This window comes from Paenibacillus sp. FSL R5-0912, assembly GCF_000758605.1.
In the GTDB taxonomy this organism is placed as follows: domain Bacteria; phylum Bacillota; class Bacilli; order Paenibacillales; family Paenibacillaceae; genus Paenibacillus_AQ.
Genome location: NZ_CP009282.1, coordinates 7,652,192 through 7,675,155, shown reverse-complemented (window position 1 = coordinate 7,675,155; position 22,964 = coordinate 7,652,192). Strand labels below are relative to the sequence as shown.

Below are 22,964 nucleotides of genomic sequence, written 5' to 3'. Positions count from 1 at the left end.
ATGTCACTTAATGAATTATGGTTTCTGTTGATTGCGGTGCTGTTTGTCGGGTTCTTCTTCCTTGAAGGCTTTGACTTCGGTGTAGGAATGGAGACGCAGATTCTGGCCAAGAATGATACAGAGCGCCGGGTACTGATTAATTCCATCGGGCCGTTCTGGGATGCGAATGAAGTATGGCTGATTACGGGGGCGGGCGCGATGTTCGCCGCTTTCCCGCATTGGTATGCGACGCTGTTCAGCGGATTCTATATCCCGTTCGTGTTCGCCTTGCTGGCCCTGATTGCCCGCGGTGTTGCCTTTGAATTCAGAGGTAAACGCGATTCGAAGACGTGGCAGAAAACCTGGGATGTCTGCATCTTCTTCGGCAGCTTCCTGCCGCCGTTCCTGCTGGCTGTGGTGTTTGCCAGCTTCATCAAAGGCTTGCCGATTGACGGGGATATGCAGATGTATGCTGGTTTCTTCGATATCGTAAACGCCTATACAGTTGTAGCGGGAATTACAGTAGTCCTGCTGTGTCTGGTCCATGGACTGATGTTCACTACGCTCCGCACCCTTGGAGATTTGCAGGAACGGGCACGCAAGCTGGCCCAGAAACTGCTGATTCCTCTGGCAGCGCTGCTGGTGGCCTTCGTTATAATGACGTACAATATGACAGATATCTTCGATAAACGCGGAACCCTGCTATGGATTGTAGTTGCTCTAGGCGTAGTCGCTTATCTGCTCTCCGGATATTTCATGACCAAGAAGAAGGATGGTTATGCCTTCGGAATGACCGGGGCGGTAATGGCGCTGTCGGTAGCTTCGATCTTCATCGGACTGTTCCCGCGGGTCATGATCAGCTCGCTGGATCAGGCGTTCAACCTGACGATTACGAATGCGGCCTCAGGCCACTATTCACTGAAGGTAATGACGATCGTGGCGCTGACCTTGCTGCCATTCGTGCTTGGTTATCAGATCTGGAGTTATTTCATCTTCCACAAACGGGTTCACGAGAAGGAGCATCTTGAATACTAATGGATAAAAATTTGCTTGGGTACAAAGGAGTAAAGCCTGTATTTCTGATTGTCGGCTTCCTTACCCTGGTGCAAAGCCTGTCCATTCTTCTGCTGGCGAAATCGCTGGCCGAAGTTGTCTCTGCGCTGTTTGCGGGAGAACCGCTGAAGGAACAAGGGGCTAAATCGCTCTTGTTCCTTCTTGCGTTTCTCGTGCGCCATGCCTGTGCCATGCTGATGAGCCGTACATCTTACCGCTTCGCGGAAGCTACCGGCAGCAGCATGCGGAGACAAATGATGGACAAGCTGTTCCAGCTGGGACCGAGGCTGGCAGGTGACCGGGGAACCGGGAATGTGGTCACACTTGTGCTTGAAGGAGTAACCAAGTTCCGCACCTACCTGGAACTGATTATTCCGCGGATGGTCGGCATGGCGGTAACACCGGCTCTCCTGCTTGTCTATGTGTACACCCAGGATACGTCCAGCGGTGTTATTCTTACCTTAACGATGCCGATCATCATTGTCTTCATGATTCTGATCGGTATGACGGCCCGCAAGCAGATGGACCGTCAGCTGAAGTCCTACCGCACGTTGTCCAATCATTTCGTGGATTCGCTGCGCGGGCTGGAAACGCTGAAATTCCTTGGACGCAGCCGCAGCCATAGCGAGAGTATTGCAGCGGTCAGCGACCGCTACCGCTCGGCCACGATGCGTACGCTGCGCGTGGCGTTCCTGTCTTCATTCGCCATGGACTTCTTCACGATGCTGTCGGTGGCATCGGTAGCGGTAAGCCTCGGGCTGCGTCTGGTCAATGAGCAGATGACACTGGTTACAGGATTAACGATCCTGATTCTGGCCCCGGAATATTTCCTGCCGGTGCGGCTGGTGGGTGCGGACTTCCATGCCACACTAGACGGCAAGGAAGCCGGAGAAGCGATGAAGAGCATTATTGACCGCGAGACCGTGCAGGCGAAGCTGCTGGAGCCGGGGGAACAGGAGGCTATACAGGACGGCAAGGCTCCGGGAGCGTTTTTCACGTGGAACAATAACAGCTCTTTACGGCTTAACGGAGTTAGCGTCAAGTATGAAGAAGAAGGTGCATCCTCGCTCGAAGAGGTGAAGCTTGAATTCAAAGGATATGCGAAGATCGGAATTATCGGGGAGAGCGGGGCAGGCAAGTCTACACTCGTGGATATCCTGGGCGGCTTCCTTCATCCGACCTCCGGCAATATCACGATTAACGGGAATGGGGTCAGTGCGCTTACGGATGAGGAGTGGCGCAAGCAGACCGCTTATATTCCGCAGCGTCCTTACATCTTCAGCGGCACACTGGCTGACAATGTGCGGTTCTATTATCCGGAAGCTACGCAGGAGGCTGTTGAGGCAGCACTGGAGTCCGCCGGACTATCGAAGCTGATATCCTTGCTGCCTGGCGGGTTGGATGAAATGATCGGCGGCGGCGGACGTTCGCTCAGCGGCGGACAAGAGCAGCGTGTGGCACTGGCCCGTGCTCTCTTGAGCAGCCGCCCGGTTATGCTGCTGGATGAGCCGACGGCTCACTTGGACATTGAGACAGAATATGAGCTGAAGGAAACGATGCTGCCGCTGTTCGAAGGCAAGCTGGTATTCCTGGCTACGCACCGCCTGCACTGGATGATTGACATGGATCTGATTGTCGTCATGCAGCAGGGACGGGTAGCCGAAACCGGCACACACAGCGAGCTGACAGCCCGTAAGGGTGCTTACTATGAGCTTATTCGAAGTCAATTGGAGGGAATCCATTGAAACGTGAAGGATGGTTTGCTCCCTATTACTCTGCCTACTTCTGGCGGTTCGTGCTGATTATTGCCTTAGGCGCACTGACGATCTTCTCGGCGTCTTCCCTGATGTATACTTCAGGCTTCCTGATCTCGAAGGCGTCGATTCCGCCGGAAAATATACTGATGATCTATGTGCCGATTGTCGGCGTGCGCACCTTCGGAACCAGCCGGGCCGTCATCCACTATGTGGAGCGGCTCGTGGGGCATGATACGATTCTGCGCATTCTCTCGAAGATGCGCATCCGGCTCTACAACATTCTGGAGCCGCAGGCGTTGTTCCTGTCCTCGCGCTTCCGGACCGGGGATATTCTCGGCATGCTGGCGGATGATATCGAATATCTGCAGAATGTATATCTCCGCACGGTCTTCCCGAGCATCATCGCGCTCCTGATCTATGCGGTTGCCGTGATTTCGCTCGGCACGTTTGATCTGGCGTTTGCTCTGCTTATGGGCTTATACATGCTGATTCTGGTGGCCGTATTGCCGCTGATCTCCCTGCTGTTCACCCAGAAGCGTCAGCGTCAGGTGAAGCAGGAGCGCAACCGGCTGTATCAGAAGCTGACCGATGCTGTGCTGGGCCTGGGCGACTGGGTCATCAGCGGACGGCAGAGCCAGTTCGTTGACACCTATGAAGCCGACGAGCAGAGCGTCGCCCGAACGGACGGGGCGCTGCGGCGCTGGGCGCGGCTGCGGATGTTCATTGGCCAAGCCGTGGTCGGCCTTGGCGTGCTATCCCTGCTCTACTGGGCAGGCGGACAGTATGCCGATGGAGCGATTGCCGGAACGCTGATTGCCGCGTTCGTGCTGGTCGTCTTCCCGGTAGCGGATGCCTTCCTGCCCGTATCCGAGGCCGTGGAGAAAATTCCGCAATACCGGAATTCACTGGAGCGCTTGAATGGGGTGGAAGCAGCGGAGGGAGCTGTGCCGCCCGCGGCCGAAGCAGCCAAGAGTGCAGAAGCCAAAGCGAAGGCGGCTGCCGCTGTGCAGGCGATTCAGGCCAGCGGGCAGGCCCATATTGAACTGAAGTCGGCGGGCTACCGCTATGCGGCGGGAGACGACTGGTCAGTGCAGAATATGGCGCTGGACCTGCCGCAGGGCCGGAAGGTTGCCGTGATCGGCCGCAGCGGAGCCGGTAAATCGACGCTGCTCAAGATGGTGCAGGGCGTAATCACGCCAACCATCGGCTCCGCGACGATTAACGGAATTAACGCTGCGGCTTACGGTGAGCAGATTCCGCAGCTCATCGCCGTGCTGAACCAGAGCCCGCATCTGTTCGACACTACGGTGGCGAACAATATCCGGCTCGGGGACCCGGGGGCTTCGGAGGCAGCGGTTAAGCAGGCGGCAGCCCTTGCGAAGCTGGATCCATTGATCTCTTCGCTGCCGGAGGGCTATAACACTCCGGTACGCGAAGCAGGGCAGCGCTTCTCCGGCGGAGAACGCCAGCGGATGGCACTGGCCCGTATTCTGCTGCAGAATACGCCGGTTGTTGTGCTCGATGAGCCAACGGTTGGCCTTGATCCGCGCACGGAGCGCGAACTGCTGGCCACCATGTTCGAGGCGATGGCGGGCAAGACGCTGATCTGGGTTACCCATCATCTGGTGGGTGCGGAGCAGATGGACGAGGTGATTTTCATGGAGAATGGCCTGGTGGAGATGCGCGGCACCCATGCGGAGCTGATGGAGCGGGAACCGCGTTACCGCAAGCTGTATGAGCTGGACCGGCCGAGCCAATTCATGAATACGGCGGCTGATGAATAAATATGGATAGATCAAGAAGCTCTCTCCGCCCGGTTGCCGGGTAGAGAGAGCTTTTTTAATTTATTTAAAGTTATCCTCCATTGGAGGAAGGGTATTCAAACGGAATCTCCGGGATAGCTGTATAATGTGCAATTAAAAACAGCGATGAGGTCCACTTGCAGACTATAACTGTAGTTCATACAACTAAATCAGCCCGAATTCGTTAATGCGGTCTTTATAGGGCCGCTTAAGTGTACAGAATACAATTAAACGGATGCCGGGGCGAGAATCAGACCTTTTAGTTGTACCAAGTGCAGTTAAGCGCAACGATGTACGAAAGCGGCATTATCTGTATATCTGTATATCTGTTGCGCTTCAGAAGCGATTGTCCAAAGTAGAATTCACTGCGCTTAATCAGAAGGGGGACCCGCCCGTTATATACCGTACTGCTCCGACACCCAATCCGCGAACATGGCATAGTCTTTCTCTACCTGCCCGGCATAGCCGTAAGCCCACTCTGCGATATAACGGGCAAAGGCATCCGAATCGGGACCCATGGCCTTGGCGATCTCCTGCTCACTGTGATAGTCGAGAATTCCCTTGTCGACATCGGCATCGGCGCGGGCATGCATTTTGGCGGTCAGGCTGCCCATCTGCTGGATAACTACGGTCAACTCATCCATGTCTGCGATATTCTCCAGCTTCAGACTTTTTTTGTACGGGGAACGCTCTCTGACATAGAACTCCCGGCCGTCCATTGTTAAGAAGCCGAGGTATGGATCCGCCTTGTGGTGCATCGCCTGCTGGGTCGCGGATACACGTTTGCCCTGATGGGCAAAGGATTGCCAGAACGAGTCGGAGTAGGGCAGGAAATAGGCGGGAACGGGAACACGGACTTCTTTTACCTCCAGTACGGTGTCGTCAGTTCCTGCCTGCTCCAAGCCGCCTTCAATGAGAATATAATAGCGGTCCAGTCCGATGGAAGCCGTTCCCGAGCCGCGCTTGACCGCGATGTCCTTGATTCGGAAATGCTCCTCGTTCAGGCTGCGTGTAACCACTGTCTGTGTATAGAAGCTCCAGGCCAGCTCCAGCTGTCTCTGCTCGGCAGCTCCGGGAATCAGCAGCTCCGAGGTCTCGAGGAATACCCGGCTGGTCTGCATCTGGGCAGTGACCTTCTCCAGGAAATGACTCTGCCGGCGTTTCTCCAGCTTGCGGAGCAGCTTCTTGACGGGGCCTTTGGCTGTATTCTCATTCAGGGTGAAGTTACCGGGATTGTCTTTACCATCACAAAAGCGGTGAATTTGCCGGTAATACGCCTCCGCATAACTCCGGCTCAGCTTAAGCTGTTCTGTCCGACTCATTCCGAGCTGCCTGCCGGCAAGCGCAATACTGACTGCCATCCGCAGCAGATCATACAGATAAGAGCCGACATACCCCTCGTCAAAATCATTCACATCATACACAATCTCCCCGTCTTCACTGCGGAAAGCGCCGAAGTTCTCGAAATGCAGGTCCCCTTGAATCCATGTAGGGCGCCCGGGTGAGCTATGGTAAGGGAAGTACTGCCTTGTCGTGTCAAAATAAAACAGATAGGCGCTGCCCCGGTAGAAGGAAAAGGCATTTTGCGCCATTTTGCTGTATTTCTCCGTTCTCCGGTCAGGAGATAGGGCCATGATGCTGCCGTCGAACTCGTCAAAAATAGAAATCAGCAAATCTCTGCGCAGCTTCGAACGTGTACGTATGACTCCTTCGGTAATAGACTGGTTGACCATGTGGTGCTCCTTTCGGGAAATCGGTAGTAACTTGGTATAGTTGATTATAGCTGTTATTTCCATAGACTTCTAATTTGGCGGGCATGGTATACTGGAATGGATTTTCCTGCAAGTCGTCTAAGAACGGGGTGGAAGCATGTGAGGATGAATTGTTCCTGCGACTATAAATAAGGGGATGTTAGAAGATGCAATTAACATGGGATCTGGACCGAATCTATCCCTCTTTCCAGTCGGAGCAATTTCAGCAGGACCGCAGGCTGGTGGAGACACTTGCCGGGGAGCTGAATACATGGTCAGCCTCGCAGATGATTAACGGGCAGGATGCTGCCGGTGTGATGGAAGAGTTCCTGAGACAATATAATGGGTATCAACATATATATCTTCGCTTGTTCAGCTACGCGGAATTAAGGTTCAGTGCAGACAGCAGTAATACGGAAGCCGTTAATCTAATGGATGAGCTGGAGGAGGTCACTTATGGTGCGGGTGAAGCCTTGGTCTGCTTCAGCAAATGGCTGGCGAAGGTAAGCGCAGATGAACTGGAGGCAAGCATCTCTTCGGGCGCTTATCTGGAGCAGCACGGCTTCTACTTGCGTGGGCTTAAGAGTAAATCAGAGCATTTACTCAGCGAGGAAGGTGAAGCGGTGATTGCCCGGATGCAGGCTACAGGGTCCAAGGCGTGGGAGCGGCTGTACATGCAGACGCTGTCTACCTTGCGGATCGATGCAGAGATGGACGGGGTGACCCGGAGCTATACGCTTGCCGATCTGCGTAATCTCGCCTATGATCCCGATCCTGCGGTCCGCCGGGCAGCGGCGGAAGCAGAGCACGAAGCCTGCCGCAGGGTAGCAGAGCAGAGTGCAGCCTGTATTAATGCCGTAACCGGGGAGGCTGCGGCCGTCTATGAGCTGAGAGGATATGCTTCACCACTGCATAAAGTGCTGGAAGCATCGCGGATGGACCAGGAGACACTTCAGGTGATGCTTCAGGCCATCGAAGAGAGCCTGCCGGACTTTCAGCGTTATTATGCCAAAAAGGCAGCATTGCTGGGGCATGCGGGAGGGCTGCCTTTTTGTGATGTTTTTGCGCCTGTCGGGATGGCGGAAGCTGCTGCGGAGCGCATCACTTATGCTGAGGCCCAGACGATGATTATTGCCGGCTTCAGCAGGTTCAGCCCGGAGCTTGGCGCATTCGCCCGTAAGGTGTTTGAGCAGCGCTGGATCGATGCCGAGCCACGGAGCGGTAAAGGCAACTTCGGGATGTGCGTTGATATTTTCCCGGTTGGGGAGAGCCGGATCATTACCAGCTTCAATGGCAATTATATAGATGTGAGCGTGCTGGCCCACGAGATCGGTCATGCGTACCACAGCAGCCGCCTCTGCGGGGAAACGATGGTTAACACGGAATATCCGGTTCCGATTGCCGAGACGGCGTCGATTTTTTGCGAGAGTCTGATTCATCTGGAGTTGCTTCAGTCTCTGCCTGCGGGAGAAGCGGCTGCCATACTGGAGCGGAGTCTCTCGGATGCCGGGTATTATATCGTTGATTTCTATGCCCGGTATTGCTTCGAGAGCCGGTTATATGCCCGCAGGAAATCCGGTGCTCTGTCTGTGGAGGAGCTGAACGCGCTGATGCTGGAATCCATGCATGCGGCTTACGGTGAAAGTGTGCTGCCGGACTCGATTCATCCTTACCAGTGGATCAGCAAAGCCGGGTATTATATGGCGGGTAATGAGTTCTTGAACTTCCCGTATTCCTTCGGGTTATTGTTCTCCAAAGGGCTGTATGCGCAGTACAAGAAGCGGGGCGGGGCCTTCGTAGAACGCTATGAGCAGTTCCTCTCAGCGACCAGTACCCGGAGTATTGCGGATGCTGCAAAGCTGATGGATATCGATGTACATTCACTGGCATTCTGGCAGGATGCGCTCGGGCTGATTGCCGGGGATATTGATAAGTTTACGGGGCGGGAATAAGGCGGGGATTTTGCGCTGCGGAAGGTTCCTTTTTGCCGGGAAATGTGGTAGAACAGTAGTAGAAGTATACACCGCAGCGGCACAGAAAGGGATGCTTGATTGAATGTATGTAGTGTGTAAGGAACACGTAGAGCTGGCCATCGACAAATTTGTGGACGAGTACGAGGATGCACCCGATGTAGTGGATCTGAAGGAGACGGAGTTCTCGGACTGGGACCCGCCGGCGAAATGTGCGGAATGCGAGCAGAATGCGGAATATCTGGTGGTCTGAGGACTGCTGTAATTAAAAACACCCTGCAGCCGTGATGAAGGCTGCGGGGTGTTTTGGCGTTCCGGGTTCTGCAGGCGGATAGCTGCAGCAAGAGACCAAGGCAAAGTGACTGCGGGAAAAAATAGCGTAAGCTTGTTAGGCGTCTGCGGCTTCCGCCATAGCGGCCACCGTGCTGCTCTGGCTGCTGCGCCCATATATAAAGGCTGATACAATTGCGACGATTGCCGCAATAGACAATCCCCAGTAGATGTTGGAGTAGGCCGCTGAGAGCGGCAAGCCCCGCTGCCATTCCAGAGCGCTTGCGGCCATCGCCACGCTGAACGCTCCGCTGAAGAACTGCAGCAGCTGGAACAGCCCCATCCCGGAGCCGATCTGCGAGGAAGGCAGAATCCGCGAGATCTCATTTGATACACTGCTGGACAGGACGGTGAACGAGAGGCTCATAATCATGTAGACCAGCATGACGGCAACCCATGACGTCCCGGCGAACAAGGCGAATAGTACTGTTGCGGCCAGTACCAGGAACGGTGCGAAGCGCAGGATTCCGGCATTGCCGTAACGGTCAATGATCCGACCCACGGTGCGGGAGACGAAGATCGCGAGCAGTGAGCCGGGGAAAATTACCAGTCCGGCATGGCTGGCGCTGAAGCCGAAGCGGTGAACCAGAATCTGCGGCAGCAGGAACAAGGTGGCGAAGCTGCACAGGTAGGAGGCGACACCAACGAGGGCCAGCACGAGATAGGACCGGTTACGGAACAGCGCCGGCATCACGAATGGGTCAGGTGTGGTGCGGATGCGGCCGACAAACAAGGCAATGGCTACAAGTCCGGCGATCAGGGCAACCCACAGTCCGCTGGTCAGGAACAGCAGCAGACCGGTGGTGCCAGCGCCGAGGAACACACCGCCCAGGATGTCGAAGGAGCCGCGGGTAGGAACTTCCTTAGGGAGCAGGATCAGGAACAGCGGTACCAGGAGCAGAATCGCTGCGGTGACCGCGAACAGCCAGGTCCAGCCCAGATACTCCACAATGGAACCTCCGGCTACGGGCCCGAGTCCCAGACCCAGCGAGACGGCGGACATGATCGTTGCCATTGCTTTGCCGCGGCGGGCCTGCGGGACATAACGAGTGAACAGGACGAGCGATAAGGACATGACTGCGCCTGCTCCCGAAGCTTGCAGAATGCGCACAATAAGCAGGAAGATAAAGTTGGTGCTGAAGAAACCGGCCACGGCAGCAAGTCCTAGCGTAAGCAGCCCGATAACCAGCAGCCGGCGGATCGGCAGGAAGTCAGAGAGCCGGCTGTATGTGATTGAGGCAATAGAGAACATGATGGAATACCCGGTAACAATCCAGGAGGCGGATGCTGCTGTGATGCCGAAGGTCTCGGTCACATCAGGCAATGCCAGATTGAACATCGCTGTATTCATAATGACGAGAACAACAGCAACGCTGAATAACAGAGTAAGCAAACCTTCGCGCGGAAGAGTAGCTTCCGGAGCTGCGGTTGGAAAGTCTGTATTGTCCGCAGCTGTATGTGATGAGCTCATGGGTGGCCACTCCTTTATTAAAGTTATTGTATAGTTCGATTACTTACGAACTATTGAAATATAGCATGCGCTAATGTAAAATGCAATTAGGGAATAAAATATAAATATGAAGTAGGAAGATGAAATTTAAATTCATTTCTGTAATCCAAAGGAGTCTTACTTATGAAGCTGCTCCATCATCCGGACCGCAAGGACATTCAGCTCGCTTCCGTGCTCTATGCACTTAGTGATCCGGTCCGTTTATATGTAGTGTCGGAAATTCGCAAACATGGCGCCCAAGCCTGCAATAGCTTCAAGGTGCCGATTGCCAAGTCCACCCTGACTCATCATGCCCGGACGCTTCGCGAAGCGGGTGTTGTCTACACGCAGGCGCAGGGCACGCAGCGTATTCTGTCGCTGCGGACAGAGGATCTGGACGAGCGTTTTCCGGGGCTTCTGGATTCGGTGTTGAATGCTTATGAGATGTCTGAGCCGGGTGAGGGGTTCGGGGAGCCGGGGGAAGAGACAGAATAGCTACCATAAGGTAATTGCCGATTGAGTATAATAATAATTCATATACCCTATGCTTAACTGCCACTCCAGCGCCCTGGGGTGGTTTTTCTTTCCCATATATATGTATAGGAATCACAAGCGTTACCATTGACAAAATTGTGTCAAGTAAAGTAATATTTTAATTTATAATGATAATCATTCTCGATTAGAAAAGAGGCTTCAACACTATGTTTGCATCTAGAGGCAAGAGGTTGCTGCAAGGCCTGCTCGTATTATTGGCTATTTCTATGGTGGCAGCAGGCTGTTCAACGAATAATACGGGAAATTCATCGGACGCTGCAGGAGAGCAGAACGCCAAGACTATCACGATGGCGTGGCCTCGGGATATTGGACCGATGAATCCGCATTTGTATAATCCGTCTCAGCTGCTAGCCCAATCTATGATCTATGAGCCGCTAGTCAGTTATAAGGACGGGAAGATTGTCCCCACTCTGGCCGAGTCCTGGACGCTATCGCCTGAGGGCAAGGTATACACATTCAAGATCCGCAGTAACGTCAAATTCTCTGACGGCACGGCTTTTACCGCACAGCTTGTGAAGAGGAATATGGATGCAGTCCTGAATAATATGAAGATGCACACTTGGCTGGGGGTGATCCCGCTGATTGAGAAGACAGAAGCGCTTGATGATACTACGTTCCAGCTTACGCTGAAGGAGCCGTATTATCCGGCTTTGTATGATCTTGCGGTTGTACGGCCTGTACGTTTTCTTGGAGAGGCGGGCTTCCCTGAGGATGGCGATACGTCCAAGGGAGTGGCAAGTCCCATTGGAACCGGACCCTGGGTGCTTAGCACTTATAAGAAGGATGAATCTGCAACATTCACGCCGAATCCCTATTATTGGGGAGAGAAGCCCAAGGTAGATAAGGTGGTTGTGAAGGTTATTCCTGATGCGGAAACCCGTGTGCTGTCTTTCGAAAAAGGTGATCTAGACCTGATCTACGGCGAAGGACTGATTAGCTATGACGCATACAAACAGCTTGAGAGTGCCGGGAAGTACGTCACTAAGCTGTCTGATCCGATCGCAACCCGTAATCTGGTGCTGAATACCATGAACGGGAAACTGGCCGATCTTAAGGTTCGCCAAGCGCTTAGCATGGGCTTTGACAAGGAAGCGATGGTAGAAGGGGTAATGCTGGGACTGGAGGAAAAGGCAGACTATATCCTGCCTCCCAATCTGCCTTACGCCAATATTAAAGTGAGCCCTGTTAAGTATGATGTGGAGCAAGCGAACTCGCTTCTGGACGAGGCGGGCTGGAAGCTGGCTTCTGGTACAAACGTCCGGGAGAAGGATGGGGAGCCGCTTGAGCTGGAGCTAATCTATGACAAGGCGGATCTGACCCAGAAAGCAATGGCGGAGACCTTGCAGGCCGAATGGTCGGCAATAGGCGTTAACCTAAAGATCACGGGTGTAGAGCTGACAGTCTATATCCAGCGTAGAAAAGCCAATGAATTCGATATAAATTTCTACTCTACCTTCGGTGCGCCGTATGACCCGCATTCCTTCATGACAGCCGTTGTGCAGCAGGGCTTCGGGGTCTCAGATACACTGGCTGCCCTGCCGATGAAGGCCGAGATTGACAAGAAGATCAAGGAAGGCATGGCTACTACAGATGACCAAGCCCGTACCGAGTTGTTCGGCTCTGTTCTCACTACGTTGCAGGAACAATCCTCGATCCTTCCGATCTCCTACATCAAGCAGATTGCAGTGTACCAGAAGGATGTGACTGATTTCAATTTCCCGTCCAACCGGGATGAGTATCCATTGTACGGAATGGATAAGAAGTAGCCGGCTTTCGGGAGGGTTCCAATGGGCGTTTATATAGGAAAAAGAGTTCTATCCATCATTCCCATCATTCTGTTCTCCTCGTTTCTGATGTTTGTGATGATCCGGGTAGGGCCTGTGGACCCGGCTGAGGCCTATCTGGCTGCAGCCCATATCCATCCGGATGATGAAGTGCTGGCAGCCAAAAGGCATGAATTCGGGTTAGATCAGCCGCTGCTGGCTCAATACGTCCAGTCTGTGACCCGGCTTCTCCGGCTGGACTTCGGCAACTCCTATATTTCCAATATGCCGGTGTGGGAGGAAGTTGCACAGAAGCTGCCCGCGACCATTCAGCTTGCATCGGCCAGCATTCTTCTGGCGCTGGTTGTCAGCATCCCGCTTGGGGTGCTGTCGGCTATCTACAAAAACCGGCTGGTGGATCACGTTATCCGGGGCTTTGCTTATATCGGTGCCTGTGTTCCCGTGTTCTGGATTGGATATCTGCTGATGTTCTTCATATCGGTCAAGCTCGAATGGCTTCCTGTAGAAGGCAGAGGGTCCTTACAGCACCTGATTCTTCCTTCCATCACCCTCGCGCTCTGGCTCATTGCCATCTACACGCGTCTGCTGCGGACCACGGTCCTGGAGGAGCTGAAGGAGGCTTATGTCCGTTATGCCCGGGCCAGAGGGATCAAGGAACGTGTAATTCTCTATAAGTACGTGCTGAGAATTGCCATAGCGCCACTCATTACAGGACTGGGCATGAATTTGGGGAAATTGCTGACAGGAGCGATTATTGTGGAGCAGGTATTCTCCTGGCCGGGGTTCGGCCGTTACTTCATTGAAGCGATCGTGAATCGCGATATTCCGGTGATTCAATGCTATGTGATGCTGTCCGTCTGTGTGATCGTCACGAGCAATCTGGCAGCAGATCTGCTCCAGCTGTTCCTGGACCCCCGGATTGCGCGTAAAGGGAGGGCCAGCTAAGGATGAGCTACTTAAGCAGTGGGTTCAAAGGCAGGAGGGTGATCGTCATCTGCGGCAGCCTCCTGATGCTATTTGGTCTTGCCGGTCTACTGGCTCCCTGGATTTCACCACATGACCCGGTACGGGTGAATCTGGCGATGAAGCTCAGTCCACCCTCGTGGGAATACCTGCTGGGCACAGATCAGCTTGGCCGGGACAATCTGTCCAGGCTACTCTATGGAACCCGGATATCGCTGGGCTTCGCTTCCCTTATTTTTGCAGCTTCCTTGGGGGTAGGGCTATTCGTCGGCGTAGTCTCAGGGTATACCGGCGGGTGGCTGGACGCTGTGCTTATGCGGCTGTGTGAAGGAATCATGTCTTTTCCGAGTATGATATTGGTCTTCGGCCTTATCGGGATACTGGGTCCGGGCCTGTCTCAATTAGTAATCGCTCTGATGCTGGTCCAATGGGTGTATTACGCCCGGATGTTTCGTAATATGATAGTCAGCCTGAAGGAACGGAATTTCATTACGGCAGCGCGCATCAGCGGCTCCTCCTCATGGCAGATTATGAGACGGCACCTCATTCCCAACATTCTGCCTTCCATTGTGGTGATCGGTACCCTGGAGATGGGCTGGGCGATTATGGATATCTCCGCCATGTCCTTTCTTGGACTGGGAGTCCAGGCTCCTACACCGGAATGGGGGGCTATGCTGAACGAGGGGAAATCCTTCATCCGCAATCACCCGCAGCTGATGCTCTATCCGGGCCTGATGATTATCATGGTTGTAGCATCGTTTAATCTGCTTGGCGAAGCATTGTCTGAGCGGTATGGTGTAAAAAGAGGCTCCTAGAAAAAGGAATGAGCGAATCATGGAACAATCGGAATATGTGCTGCAGGTGAAGGGTCTGAAAGTATCTGTGGAGACAGCGGCGGGAATTCTGCCCCTTGTAGAGGATGTTCACTTTGATCTGAAGCCGGGGCATGTCCTTGGTCTTGTGGGAGGGAGCGGCAGCGGAAAAACTGTTACGTCGTTAGCACTCCTGCAGATGCTTGAACGGCAGACAAGCGTGATTGAAGGCAGTATCCGGTTACATAACCGTGAGCTGAACGGGCTTCCGGAGAAGGAGATGCGCGGGCTTCGCGGTAGCCAGCTGGCTCTGATCATGCAGAATCCGATGACGGCATTCTCTCCGGTGTACACTATTGGTGTGAGTATGATAGAAGCGATCCGTACGCACAGTAAGCTGGGTAAAAAAGAGGCCAGAGAAGAGGCGATCCGCTCCATGGCCGGTGTGAATCTGCCCGATCCTGCAGCGCTGCTGGGCAAGTATCCGTTTGAGCTGAGCGGGGGCATGCTCCAGCGGGTGATGCTGGCCTTAACGATGTGCTTGAAGCCGTCCGTGATCATTGCGGATGAGCCTACCACGGCGCTGGATGTGACGAATCAGCTCCAGGTGCTACGGCAGTTGGACCGGATGAGGCAGGAGCATGGAACCGCCATTCTGCTGATCTCCCATGACCTCGGCGTGATTGCGGAGCTGGCCGATGAGGTTGCTGTCATGCAGCAGGGGCGAATAGTGGAGCAGGCCGGGTGTTATGAGATATTTGACCATCCCCGGCATGAATATACCCGGGAGCTGCTCGCTGCGAGGCCCACGCTTCAGCTCAGCCCGCAGCCAGGTAGCCGCCTATGATCGGAATAGAGGCGGAATACATGCTTGAGGTCAAGGCTGTTACCCATACTTATACATCCCGCCTGTGGAGACGTTCCGAAGTGACAGACCCTGTGCTGTCCCGCGTGTCGCTTCATATTGAAGAGGGAACATGCCTGGGACTGCTGGGATCGAGCGGAGCGGGCAAAAGCACACTGGGCCGGGTCATTCTCGGACTGGAAAAACCCCGGGAGGGAGAAGTGCGGTTCCAGGGACAGGATCTGTATAAGCTGGACCCCAAGATGCGCAGGGCGATCCGCCGGGACCTCCAGGTGGTATTCCAGGATTGTTATTCTGCGCTGAACCCCCGGATGACAGCGGAGCAGATCATTGGCGAGCCATTGCACAATTATGAGACCTTAACGGTCCAGGAGCAGAAGCGGGCGGTCGGAGAGCTGCTGGAGTGTGTCGGACTCAGCGCTGCAGACATGAAGAAGCAGCCCTTCCAGTTCAGTGGAGGGCAGCTGCAGCGGATCAATATCGCCAGGGCGATTGCTCTGAAGCCTAAGCTAATCGTGCTGGATGAGGCGGTAAGCAGTCTGGATATGATTAATAGGGCGAATATTTTGCGGCTGCTGGATGACCTTCGGGCTACGTTTGGCTTGTCGTATCTGTTTATTACCCACGATATTAGAGCAGCCTATATGATCTCAGACGCACTGGCTGTCATGGAGAAGGGCGAGATTGTGGAATATAACGCAAGCAAAGAGCAATTCCTGCGGTCATCCCATCCCGCCGTTCGAGGCTTACTAGATTCTATGCTTGCAGATCACCCGCGTAACCGGCACAGGAATCTGCCCGTAGACTCCGTAACCTAACGATAGTAATCCGGTGAGCAATGAGGGGACTACAGTGTCTCCTCATTGCTCACCGTTTTGGTGTGGAATAAGCTCCTTATACGACCCGTTCGCCTCCTTCAGCACCTCCGCTCCACCCGCAGACATGAACTCCTCCACGAATTCCCCGAATTCCTCCAGCGGGCGTTCCCCGGTAATGAAGGCAATGTAGGCCTGGTCTCTTAGCTTGATAAGCCCGGCACTGTTCCTGATAAGAGAAGGGGTGGCCACTTCAAGGGCATTATAGATGCCGTCGTGATCCAGTCCCAAGGTAGACGCCCACTGATCCCTGCGGTCTGAAGGAATGGCAGGCAGGGTCATGCCGATATTGGCACCGATGGTATTCTGATAGCTGAACATCCGGTTATACGGGGGCAGCAGGATGATGTCCTTCTTGCCCGCTCCCGCCCAGGCCCAATGGGTTCCCTGAAGGCCGTATTGCATGGCAGTCGCTTCATCCGGATCCGGATTAGCGCTGACGTAGTCCAGCATCTGCAGAAGGGTCTCCAGCTTGCCGGGCTCTTGGACAGCTTCCGCGCCAATGGCGGTGAAGCTCATCAGCATATCGTAGGCTTTGGAGCCGCGTTTGCCGTCAGGACCGCTAACAGGCCGGCCGAATACGATCTTAGCCTGCGGATTCTTGGCAGTTAACTCCTTCACGTTAAACGTGGCTTCTGCCGGAACCAGCCTGGCTGTCTTCTGGTCATCCAGGCTCCAGTCTAAATAATCCCCATCCTGAACCCAGTGATAATAATTACCCATGGAGGTCATGCCGATCCGCCCTTTGATGAAGGCATGAGACAGATGCTTATAGCCTCCGCTGTTCTCCCCGGTGATGAACTCCGGATCAATGACCCCGTCGCGGTACCATTTGCGAAGATAGTACAGAGCCTTCTTCATGTCCGGCTCCAGGGCGCCAATGACCAGATCCTGACCCTTCCGGCTGAAGTAGAGCTGATCTGTAAAGACCATCTGCCCGAACGCGCCGAAGACGACATTCATTCCTTCCAGCGATAACCCGTAGGTGTCCCGAATGCCGTTGCCGTCCGGGTCCTGGTTCGCAAAGGCATAGATGACCTTCTCGAAATCGGCCAGGGTCTCTGGCACCGTAAGGCTGAGCTTATCCAGCCAATCCTGGCGGTAGACTACGGGGACCCGATAGATATTGGTAGGGTTGATGACCGGAATTCCATAATAGGACCCGTTAATACGGCCATAATCCTGGTATGCGGGTGCATACTCACGGATGGCCTTAAGAATATTGGGGGCGTAGGTGTTCAGCAGGTCTTCGGGGATTGCGACGAGCAGGCCCTGCTGCTGATATTTCAGCAGATCCTGAGTCTGCCGGACCCGGAACAAGTCGGGAATGTGGCCTTGAACCAGCTTCAGATCGAGCAGCGACTCATAGTTATTGTTCGCCAGATTCCAGAAATCCAGATCTACATTGAACTTCTGCTCCAGAATCCGGACCATCACCGCATCCTCAGCGACAGGCAGATTCTGGTGCATGGTCCAGGAGATCTTGAACTTCGGGACGTCAGCAGCAGCCTCCTGTGGTCCGGGCTCTTGCAGGTGTGAAGCAGGGGGCTGTCCGTCGCAGCCGCTGATCAGTCCCCAGAGAAGCAAGAGTGCAGGTGAGATAATGAAGGCGGTATAACGCCGGAGTCTGCTTGCAATCATAAGTCACCTCCTTAACTTAAACTAATCTCTGCCTGCGGCGGCTGTAATGTATTCACGGTGCGCAAGTAATTCCCCGGCGTACAGCCGTAGATTTCCTTGAACCGCTTGATAAAGTAAGCTGTAGTTCCATAGCCGACGCTAGTGGCAACCTGTTCGATAGACATGTTGTTGTTCTCAATCAGCAGCTTGGCCTGTTCCATCCGCCTGCCGGTGATATAGTCGGTGTAGGTGATTCCCAGCTCTTCCTTAAACAGCTTGCTTAGATACTTAGGGCTGATAAAGACCTTGGAAGCTACGACATCCAGGGACAGATCTTCAGGCAGATGCTTCCCGATATATTCCTTGGCCGCTTCAATAGCCGACAACGCGCGGTCACTGTTCCGCTTCTCCGTATCGGCAATGAAGGTGCTGATGGACGCGGCGAACCATTCCTGGAAATGCCGGATATCCGCAAGGGCAATATACTCGTTGTAGAGGTCCAGATGCCCGTGAAGGACAGGGGTATAGCGGACGCTTTTCAGAACATCGGAATACATGAAGACGGTATTTGCCAGAATGAAGTGGCAATAGTCCGCAGGGTAACTGCCTTCCCGCATAGCCGCTACCAATTGCTCCAGGGCTGCCAGGGCCTCCTCCAGCTGGCGGGTCTGCAATTTATCTTTGAACCTGGCAAGGACAGGTTGCGGAAGCTCCTCAAGACTATGGTCCTTCTCCAGAAGAGCCCGATCCTTCAAGACGGTTATCTCCGGCAAAAAGTAAGCATATTTCATTAATGTCTGTGCTTCGGTATAGCTGTGATGGAGACGGCGGATGTCATCCACCCAGCAGCCCCGGGAGAGCTGAATCCCGATCTGAAACTGTTTGCGGGTCTCCGTCACGATAAGTTCCGAGAGCTGATCAAGGAGAATCCCGGAGGCTTCGCGTGTACCGAGGATTACAATAAGCTGCTTGTCCGGAAGCTCTTCAGCGATAATCCGGCTTCCCGGCAGCCGAATCTCCTCAAGCCCTTCGATGATTCCGGTCATTGCCGTTTGCATCCCGCTTAGACTCATGTGGGTATAAGCTCCCCGCGTATTCAAGAGCAGGCAGCAGTAACGGGTATGCTCCGGCGACAGTCCCAGGAATTCTGGATCTCCGGTCACCTTAGCCTGAGGAGGGGTGCCCTGAAGGAGATTCATGATGATATTCTGCCGGATATGCGGACTGCTGGCCAGCAGGGTGTCCTCCAGACTGCTGACTTTATCGTTCAACCGGGTGAAGGCAGAGTCAATCAGGTTAAATTCGTTAATCGCCGGACCGGGCGCAGAACCGGAGAGATCCTTAATCGTCCGGAGCAGCCGTTTGACCGGGCTGTAATTTATTTTGGCCAGGATTCCAGACAAACCGATTCCCACCAAGAGGGCGAACAGGCAAAGGGACAGGATGAGCCGCTGGACAACCCCCCATTTCTCATAAAAGAGGTCCGCCGGGGAAGCGTTGAAGAGCTTCCAGCCGGTTGATGGCAGATCCTGATAGGAAATAACGTAAGCGCTGCCGCTGATCTCCTGGCTTAAGCTCCCGGATGTCTCTGGAGAGGCTAACGCATTAGCAATGCTGGCAGCATAGGTGCCTGCCTGGTCCACCGCATCCTGATGAGAGCCGGCAAGAATCCTTCCGGATTGCGTGGCAATAAAGCTGGTCTGGTCCCGGGCAGGCATCATATTCAGCAGGATATCACGTACCGCACTCTCCTTCAGGTCAATGGCGATCAGCAGCTCACTGTCGGCACCGGAGGAACGAAAAGGATAGCTATGCGCATAGGTAATCAACGGGCTCCCGCTGCCGCCGGGAATGCTGGACACAATATCTTCCGGGACGAAGCGGGCCTCTGTCCACAGGTTGTTACGGGGATTACGCTTCATTCCATTCACCCAATCACTCCAGTAGGCAGACCCGGCTCCTTGATCAGCATTGAATTTCAGCCCGTATAGCGAGGAGAGCAGGATGTGCTCCCGTGGGGCATACAGATGTACAGCTTGGATCAAGTCCGAATTACTCGCCACTTGCGCGCTCAGCATATCCTGGAGACTGCTCACTTTGCTGAGGTTCGATGGAAGAGAAGCATCGGGTAACAGACCGAGCGCTGCCTGCTGGTTCAGTGAGATCTCCAGATAGATCTGCTGAACCCGCTCAAGTACGGAGGTTTCTATGGTTCTGGCTGTATTCTCAAGGATAAGCTGGTTGCGGCTCTGGAGCTCTTCCTTATAATGGTTCGAGAAATAAAGATAGAAGGCAGAGCAGAGCAAGAAGACAATGATTAGCACAACAGAGATGTATGAAGCGGCTAAGGCGGCAAAGGCAGAGTTCCATTTTCGCAAGATGTATTCCCCTCCCAGGCGGATTATACACTAGCCCCTAACAGGTCTGTTCGGGATTCATGTTAAATCAATGTTAAATGGCCGGAAATGGTCGAATTGTTCCCAAAATCATAGAATTGCGAAATTGTCTTATTGAGCGGCGGCGGAGGCTAGTGCTATATTGAGTCCGATTCAGGCAATCAATATAATAAGATAGGGGCTGACACATTGAACTTGAAGTCGAAAAGAAAGCTGTTGTCTGTTACGGCAGGTCTGGTACTCCTCACGAATTCGATCGTGGTACATCCTGCAGAGGCGGCCACCGGTAATTCAACAACCGGGCTGCCGGCTGCTCCGGCATGGGGGCATTTCGTAGATACCTATAAGAATAACACACCTGTGAATATGGCGGTGTATTCCAACCCCTCGATCGGTGTACTCTCCGGCTTCCTGGACCTCTGGACACCAGGCACCTCCTGGGATAACGGGAAGATGAAGAACAGCAGTGTGCTGGATTACAACATTCAATATGTAGCTGATCTGGCAAAGACCCGAACTCCGGCAGAGGAGCAGGCGGCTTATTACGATGACCGGAGAGGCCAGACCTATGGAGCGGTTGACGGTCTTGGTTCGTTGTCTGAGGTCTACCGCGCTATGTCAGGGACTTACACCACCATTACCAGCATCCCGGATGATGCCACGTCCGTGAAATACAATGACGGCAATGATAGCAACAAGGGCGGCGATTCCGATTCCAAATTGGGCAAAATGGTTGACCTGATCGGGATCATCCGCGGCAATTATGCTTCAACGAGCCAGGCCAAGAATTTCTACAGCTACAAGCGTCCGTTCCGCTGGAAGGATACTTCCATCATCGTGCCAACACTGGTGCCAGCGATGAGCAATACCCCTGCCAAGGACGGCGGCTTCCCGAGCGGTCATACCAATGCTTCCTATCTGGCCGCCTTGTCACTCGCTTACGCGGTGCCGGAGCGATTCCAGGAGCTGATGACCCGGGCCTCGGAGATGGGGAACAACCGGATTGTGGCCGGGATGCACTCTCCCTTGGATGTAATGGGGGGACGAGTAACAGCAATGGCCTTTGCCGCGGGAGCTCTGACGGACCCGGATAATGCGGCGCTGAAGCAGGCGGCTTACACTCAGGCCCATGAAGTGCTGCTTACACAGACAGGTACAGCAGAAGACCGGTTCACGGATTATGCGAAGAATAAGGCCCAGTATACGCAGCGGCTGACCTACGGCTTCCCGCAGATTCACTCCACGACTGAGCCTGCCGTTGCCCCCAAGGGAGCGGAAGTCTTGCTGGAGACCCGACTGCCTTACCTGAGTGCAGATCAGCGTAGAGCAGTTCTCGTAACAACGGCTCTCCCATCTGGATATCCGGTGCTGGATGATCCGGAAGGCTGGGGTCGGCTGAACCTGTTCGCGGCGGCTGACGGGTACGGTGCATTCGCTGAGCATGTAACGGTAACCATGGACGCTGCTGAAGGAGGCTTCCATGCGGCAGACCGCTGGCGGAATGATATCTCCGGGACGGGCGGACTGACCAAGGAGGGTACAGGCACGCTTAAGCTGGCGGGGAGTAACACGTATTCCGGCGGTACAGAGGTGAAGGCAGGTATCCTGGAAGGAGACTCGGCGACAGCCTTCGGCAAAGGGAATGTGACGAATATCGGCGGTTCTGTAGTGGAGAACGTCTACGGTGCAATGGTAATCGGCGGCAGCTTCACCCAGGCCTCCGAAGGTACGCTTGTACTGGGCCTTACCGGAGCAGACGATGTCCTTGAGGTTAAGGGCGCGGTGAAGGCTGACGGGAAGCTGAAGGTAAACTTGATGAACAGCTACGTTCCAGGCAGCGGCCTGATTCCGCTCATTACGCATGGTGAGAGCCAGCGCAGCGGGCAGTTTACTTCTGTGCAGGTTGAAGGACTGCTGAGCAAATATACCGCTCAAGTCGTCTACCTGAGCAATCAGATTGCGCTTAGTATTACAGATACGACAAGCGGCGGGAACCCGAGTTCCGGTGGTGGAACTGGCGGCGGCAATCCGGGCGGAACGCCGGGGACTCCGGCTGGAAGTACCGGAACGGTACCAGGGAACACCGGCACAACTACAGGCAACGGCAGCAATGCCCCTGCCGAACCGGAGAAACAGCCTCAGGGCGGAACCAATCCGTTCCAATCCGGAGTTGTCAGCCGGGAGACTGTATATAAGACCGTTAGTGATGCTATTGCTGCAACGAAGGATAAGAGTATTCTCTTCAAGGACACTACAGACCATTGGGGCAGCCGTACCATCGCGGCAGCCGTGAAGCTGCAGATCATCGACGGCTATGCCGACGGCTCCTTCCGTCCGAATGCACCGGTCACAAGAGCCGAATTCACGGCGATGATCGCCCGCTCCTTCGGTCTGGGCACGACTCCGACTGCGTCAAAATTCCGTGATACTGCTTCAAATTGGGCGGCTGGATATATCAGCGCTTTGGCGGACAAAGGAATCGTAACCGGCTATGCCGACGGCAGCTTCAAACCGGGTGCGACTATCACCCGTGCCGAGATGGTAACGATTATTGGCCGTGTGCTGGATCTGGGTGTGCTTCAGACCGGTACACCGGCCAGCTTCAAGGATGTCAGCAGCAGTTACTGGGCGGCTGACGCTATCCGCCAGGCGGCTTCGGCTAATCTGGTGCAGGGCATATCCGCATCAGCGTTCGCTCCGCGGAATCCTGCTACACGTGCAGAAGCCGTGGCTGTGATTATCCGCGCGCTGGAGAGCGACAGCTCGATCCAGGCGTTGATAGAAGGGTTGTAGGTAGCTGTGTAAGAAGCATAATACACAAGCTGCCGCATCAGAGGGCCATCCGTTAAGGATGGTCCTCCTTGACGTTCATCAAGCTATGGCAGTGAACAGGAGCAAAGTGAAATTTGAATGTTTTGGAGAGGCATATGATAAAATACAGGGGATAGAGAGCAAAATCCTAA

The 22,964-nt window shown here is 54.2% G+C and carries 16 protein-coding genes; 12 read left to right on the top strand and 4 right to left on the bottom strand.

Annotated features, from left to right (window positions below; genetic code table 11):
• From cydB to cydC, 3 genes are read left to right on the top strand one after another with little or no spacing between them, the layout of a single operon-like run.
• Window positions 1-1,014, top strand: coding sequence for a cytochrome d ubiquinol oxidase subunit II (gene cydB / locus R50912_RS32710; RefSeq protein WP_042241179.1), 1,014 nt, complete (start codon window positions 1-3; stop codon window positions 1,012-1,014).
• On the top strand, window positions 1,014-2,777 hold the full coding sequence (gene cydD / locus R50912_RS32705) for a thiol reductant ABC exporter subunit CydD (protein WP_042241177.1): 1,764 nt from the start codon (window positions 1,014-1,016) through the stop codon (window positions 2,775-2,777). The genes cydB and cydD overlap by 1 nt, the downstream gene beginning before the upstream one ends.
• Complete coding sequence (cydC, locus tag R50912_RS32700; protein WP_042241174.1) at window positions 2,774-4,573, top strand: thiol reductant ABC exporter subunit CydC; 1,800 nt, start codon at window positions 2,774-2,776, stop codon at window positions 4,571-4,573. Before cydD ends, cydC begins: the two co-directional genes overlap by 4 nt.
• A gap of 413 nt (window positions 4,574-4,986) precedes the next feature.
• Here cydC and R50912_RS32695 read toward each other — a convergent pair whose 3' ends face one another.
• Window positions 4,987-6,324 carry a DUF2252 domain-containing protein gene (locus R50912_RS32695; protein ID WP_042241172.1) on the bottom strand — a complete coding sequence of 446 codons (1,338 nt, stop codon included), beginning with the start codon at window positions 6,322-6,324 and terminating at the stop codon, window positions 4,987-4,989.
• Window positions 6,325-6,509: 185 nt separating this feature from the next.
• On the opposite strand from R50912_RS32695, the gene R50912_RS32690 reads away from it, so the two are divergent.
• Both R50912_RS32690 and R50912_RS33940 read left to right on the top strand, forming a co-directional pair.
• The gene (locus tag R50912_RS32690; protein ID WP_042241171.1) at window positions 6,510-8,294 is read left to right on the top strand and encodes a M3 family oligoendopeptidase; all 1,785 of its coding nucleotides are present in this window, start codon (window positions 6,510-6,512) and stop codon (window positions 8,292-8,294) included.
• Window positions 8,295-8,397: 103 nt separating this feature from the next.
• Window positions 8,398-8,565 carry a CxxH/CxxC protein gene (locus R50912_RS33940; RefSeq protein ID WP_063776434.1) on the top strand — a complete coding sequence of 56 codons (168 nt, stop codon included), beginning with the start codon at window positions 8,398-8,400 and terminating at the stop codon, window positions 8,563-8,565.
• 135 nt (window positions 8,566-8,700) lie between these two features.
• On the opposite strand, the gene R50912_RS32685 is transcribed toward R50912_RS33940, so the two are convergent.
• Window positions 8,701-10,113, bottom strand: coding sequence for an MFS transporter (locus R50912_RS32685; protein ID WP_042241168.1), 1,413 nt, complete (start codon window positions 10,111-10,113; stop codon window positions 8,701-8,703).
• 162 nt (window positions 10,114-10,275) lie between these two features.
• Between R50912_RS32685 and R50912_RS32680 the strand changes: the two genes are divergently transcribed.
• The 6 genes from R50912_RS32680 (at window position 10,276) to nikE (ending at window position 15,928) form a co-directional block, all read left to right on the top strand.
• Window positions 10,276-10,626 carry an ArsR/SmtB family transcription factor gene (locus tag R50912_RS32680; RefSeq protein WP_042241165.1) on the top strand — a complete coding sequence of 117 codons (351 nt, stop codon included), beginning with the start codon at window positions 10,276-10,278 and terminating at the stop codon, window positions 10,624-10,626.
• A 206-nt stretch (window positions 10,627-10,832) separates the two neighbouring features.
• Window positions 10,833-12,452 (top strand): nickel ABC transporter substrate-binding protein, encoded by a 1,620-nt coding sequence (gene nikA / locus R50912_RS32675; protein WP_042241162.1) that lies wholly within the window; start codon window positions 10,833-10,835, stop codon window positions 12,450-12,452.
• Between the two features lie 21 nt (window positions 12,453-12,473).
• The gene (gene nikB, locus R50912_RS32670; protein WP_042241159.1) at window positions 12,474-13,415 is read left to right on the top strand and encodes a nickel ABC transporter permease; all 942 of its coding nucleotides are present in this window, start codon (window positions 12,474-12,476) and stop codon (window positions 13,413-13,415) included.
• 2 nt (window positions 13,416-13,417) lie between these two features.
• On the top strand, window positions 13,418-14,248 hold the full coding sequence (gene nikC / locus R50912_RS32665; RefSeq protein ID WP_042241156.1) for a nickel ABC transporter permease subunit NikC: 831 nt from the start codon (window positions 13,418-13,420) through the stop codon (window positions 14,246-14,248).
• A gap of 19 nt (window positions 14,249-14,267) precedes the next feature.
• Entirely contained in the window at window positions 14,268-15,092 is an 825-nt protein-coding gene (locus R50912_RS32660; RefSeq protein ID WP_197073019.1) for an ABC transporter ATP-binding protein, read from the top strand.
• A 20-nt stretch (window positions 15,093-15,112) separates the two neighbouring features.
• Window positions 15,113-15,928, top strand: coding sequence for a nickel import ATP-binding protein NikE (gene nikE, locus R50912_RS32655; RefSeq protein ID WP_042243849.1), 816 nt, complete (start codon window positions 15,113-15,115; stop codon window positions 15,926-15,928).
• A gap of 42 nt (window positions 15,929-15,970) precedes the next feature.
• Here the strand turns inward: nikE and R50912_RS32650 are convergent, their stop codons facing one another.
• Both R50912_RS32650 and R50912_RS32645 read right to left on the bottom strand, forming a co-directional pair.
• Complete coding sequence (locus R50912_RS32650; protein ID WP_042241150.1) at window positions 15,971-17,626, bottom strand: type 2 periplasmic-binding domain-containing protein; 1,656 nt, start codon at window positions 17,624-17,626, stop codon at window positions 15,971-15,973.
• A gap of 11 nt (window positions 17,627-17,637) precedes the next feature.
• On the bottom strand, window positions 17,638-19,983 hold the full coding sequence (locus R50912_RS32645; protein ID WP_042241147.1) for an AraC family transcriptional regulator: 2,346 nt from the start codon (window positions 19,981-19,983) through the stop codon (window positions 17,638-17,640).
• A gap of 207 nt (window positions 19,984-20,190) precedes the next feature.
• Between R50912_RS32645 and R50912_RS36325 the strand changes: the two genes are divergently transcribed.
• Window positions 20,191-22,794, top strand: a complete 2,604-nt coding sequence (locus tag R50912_RS36325) for an S-layer homology domain-containing protein (RefSeq protein WP_063840090.1) — start codon at window positions 20,191-20,193, stop codon at window positions 22,792-22,794.
• The last annotated feature ends 170 nt before the right edge of the window (window positions 22,795-22,964 follow it).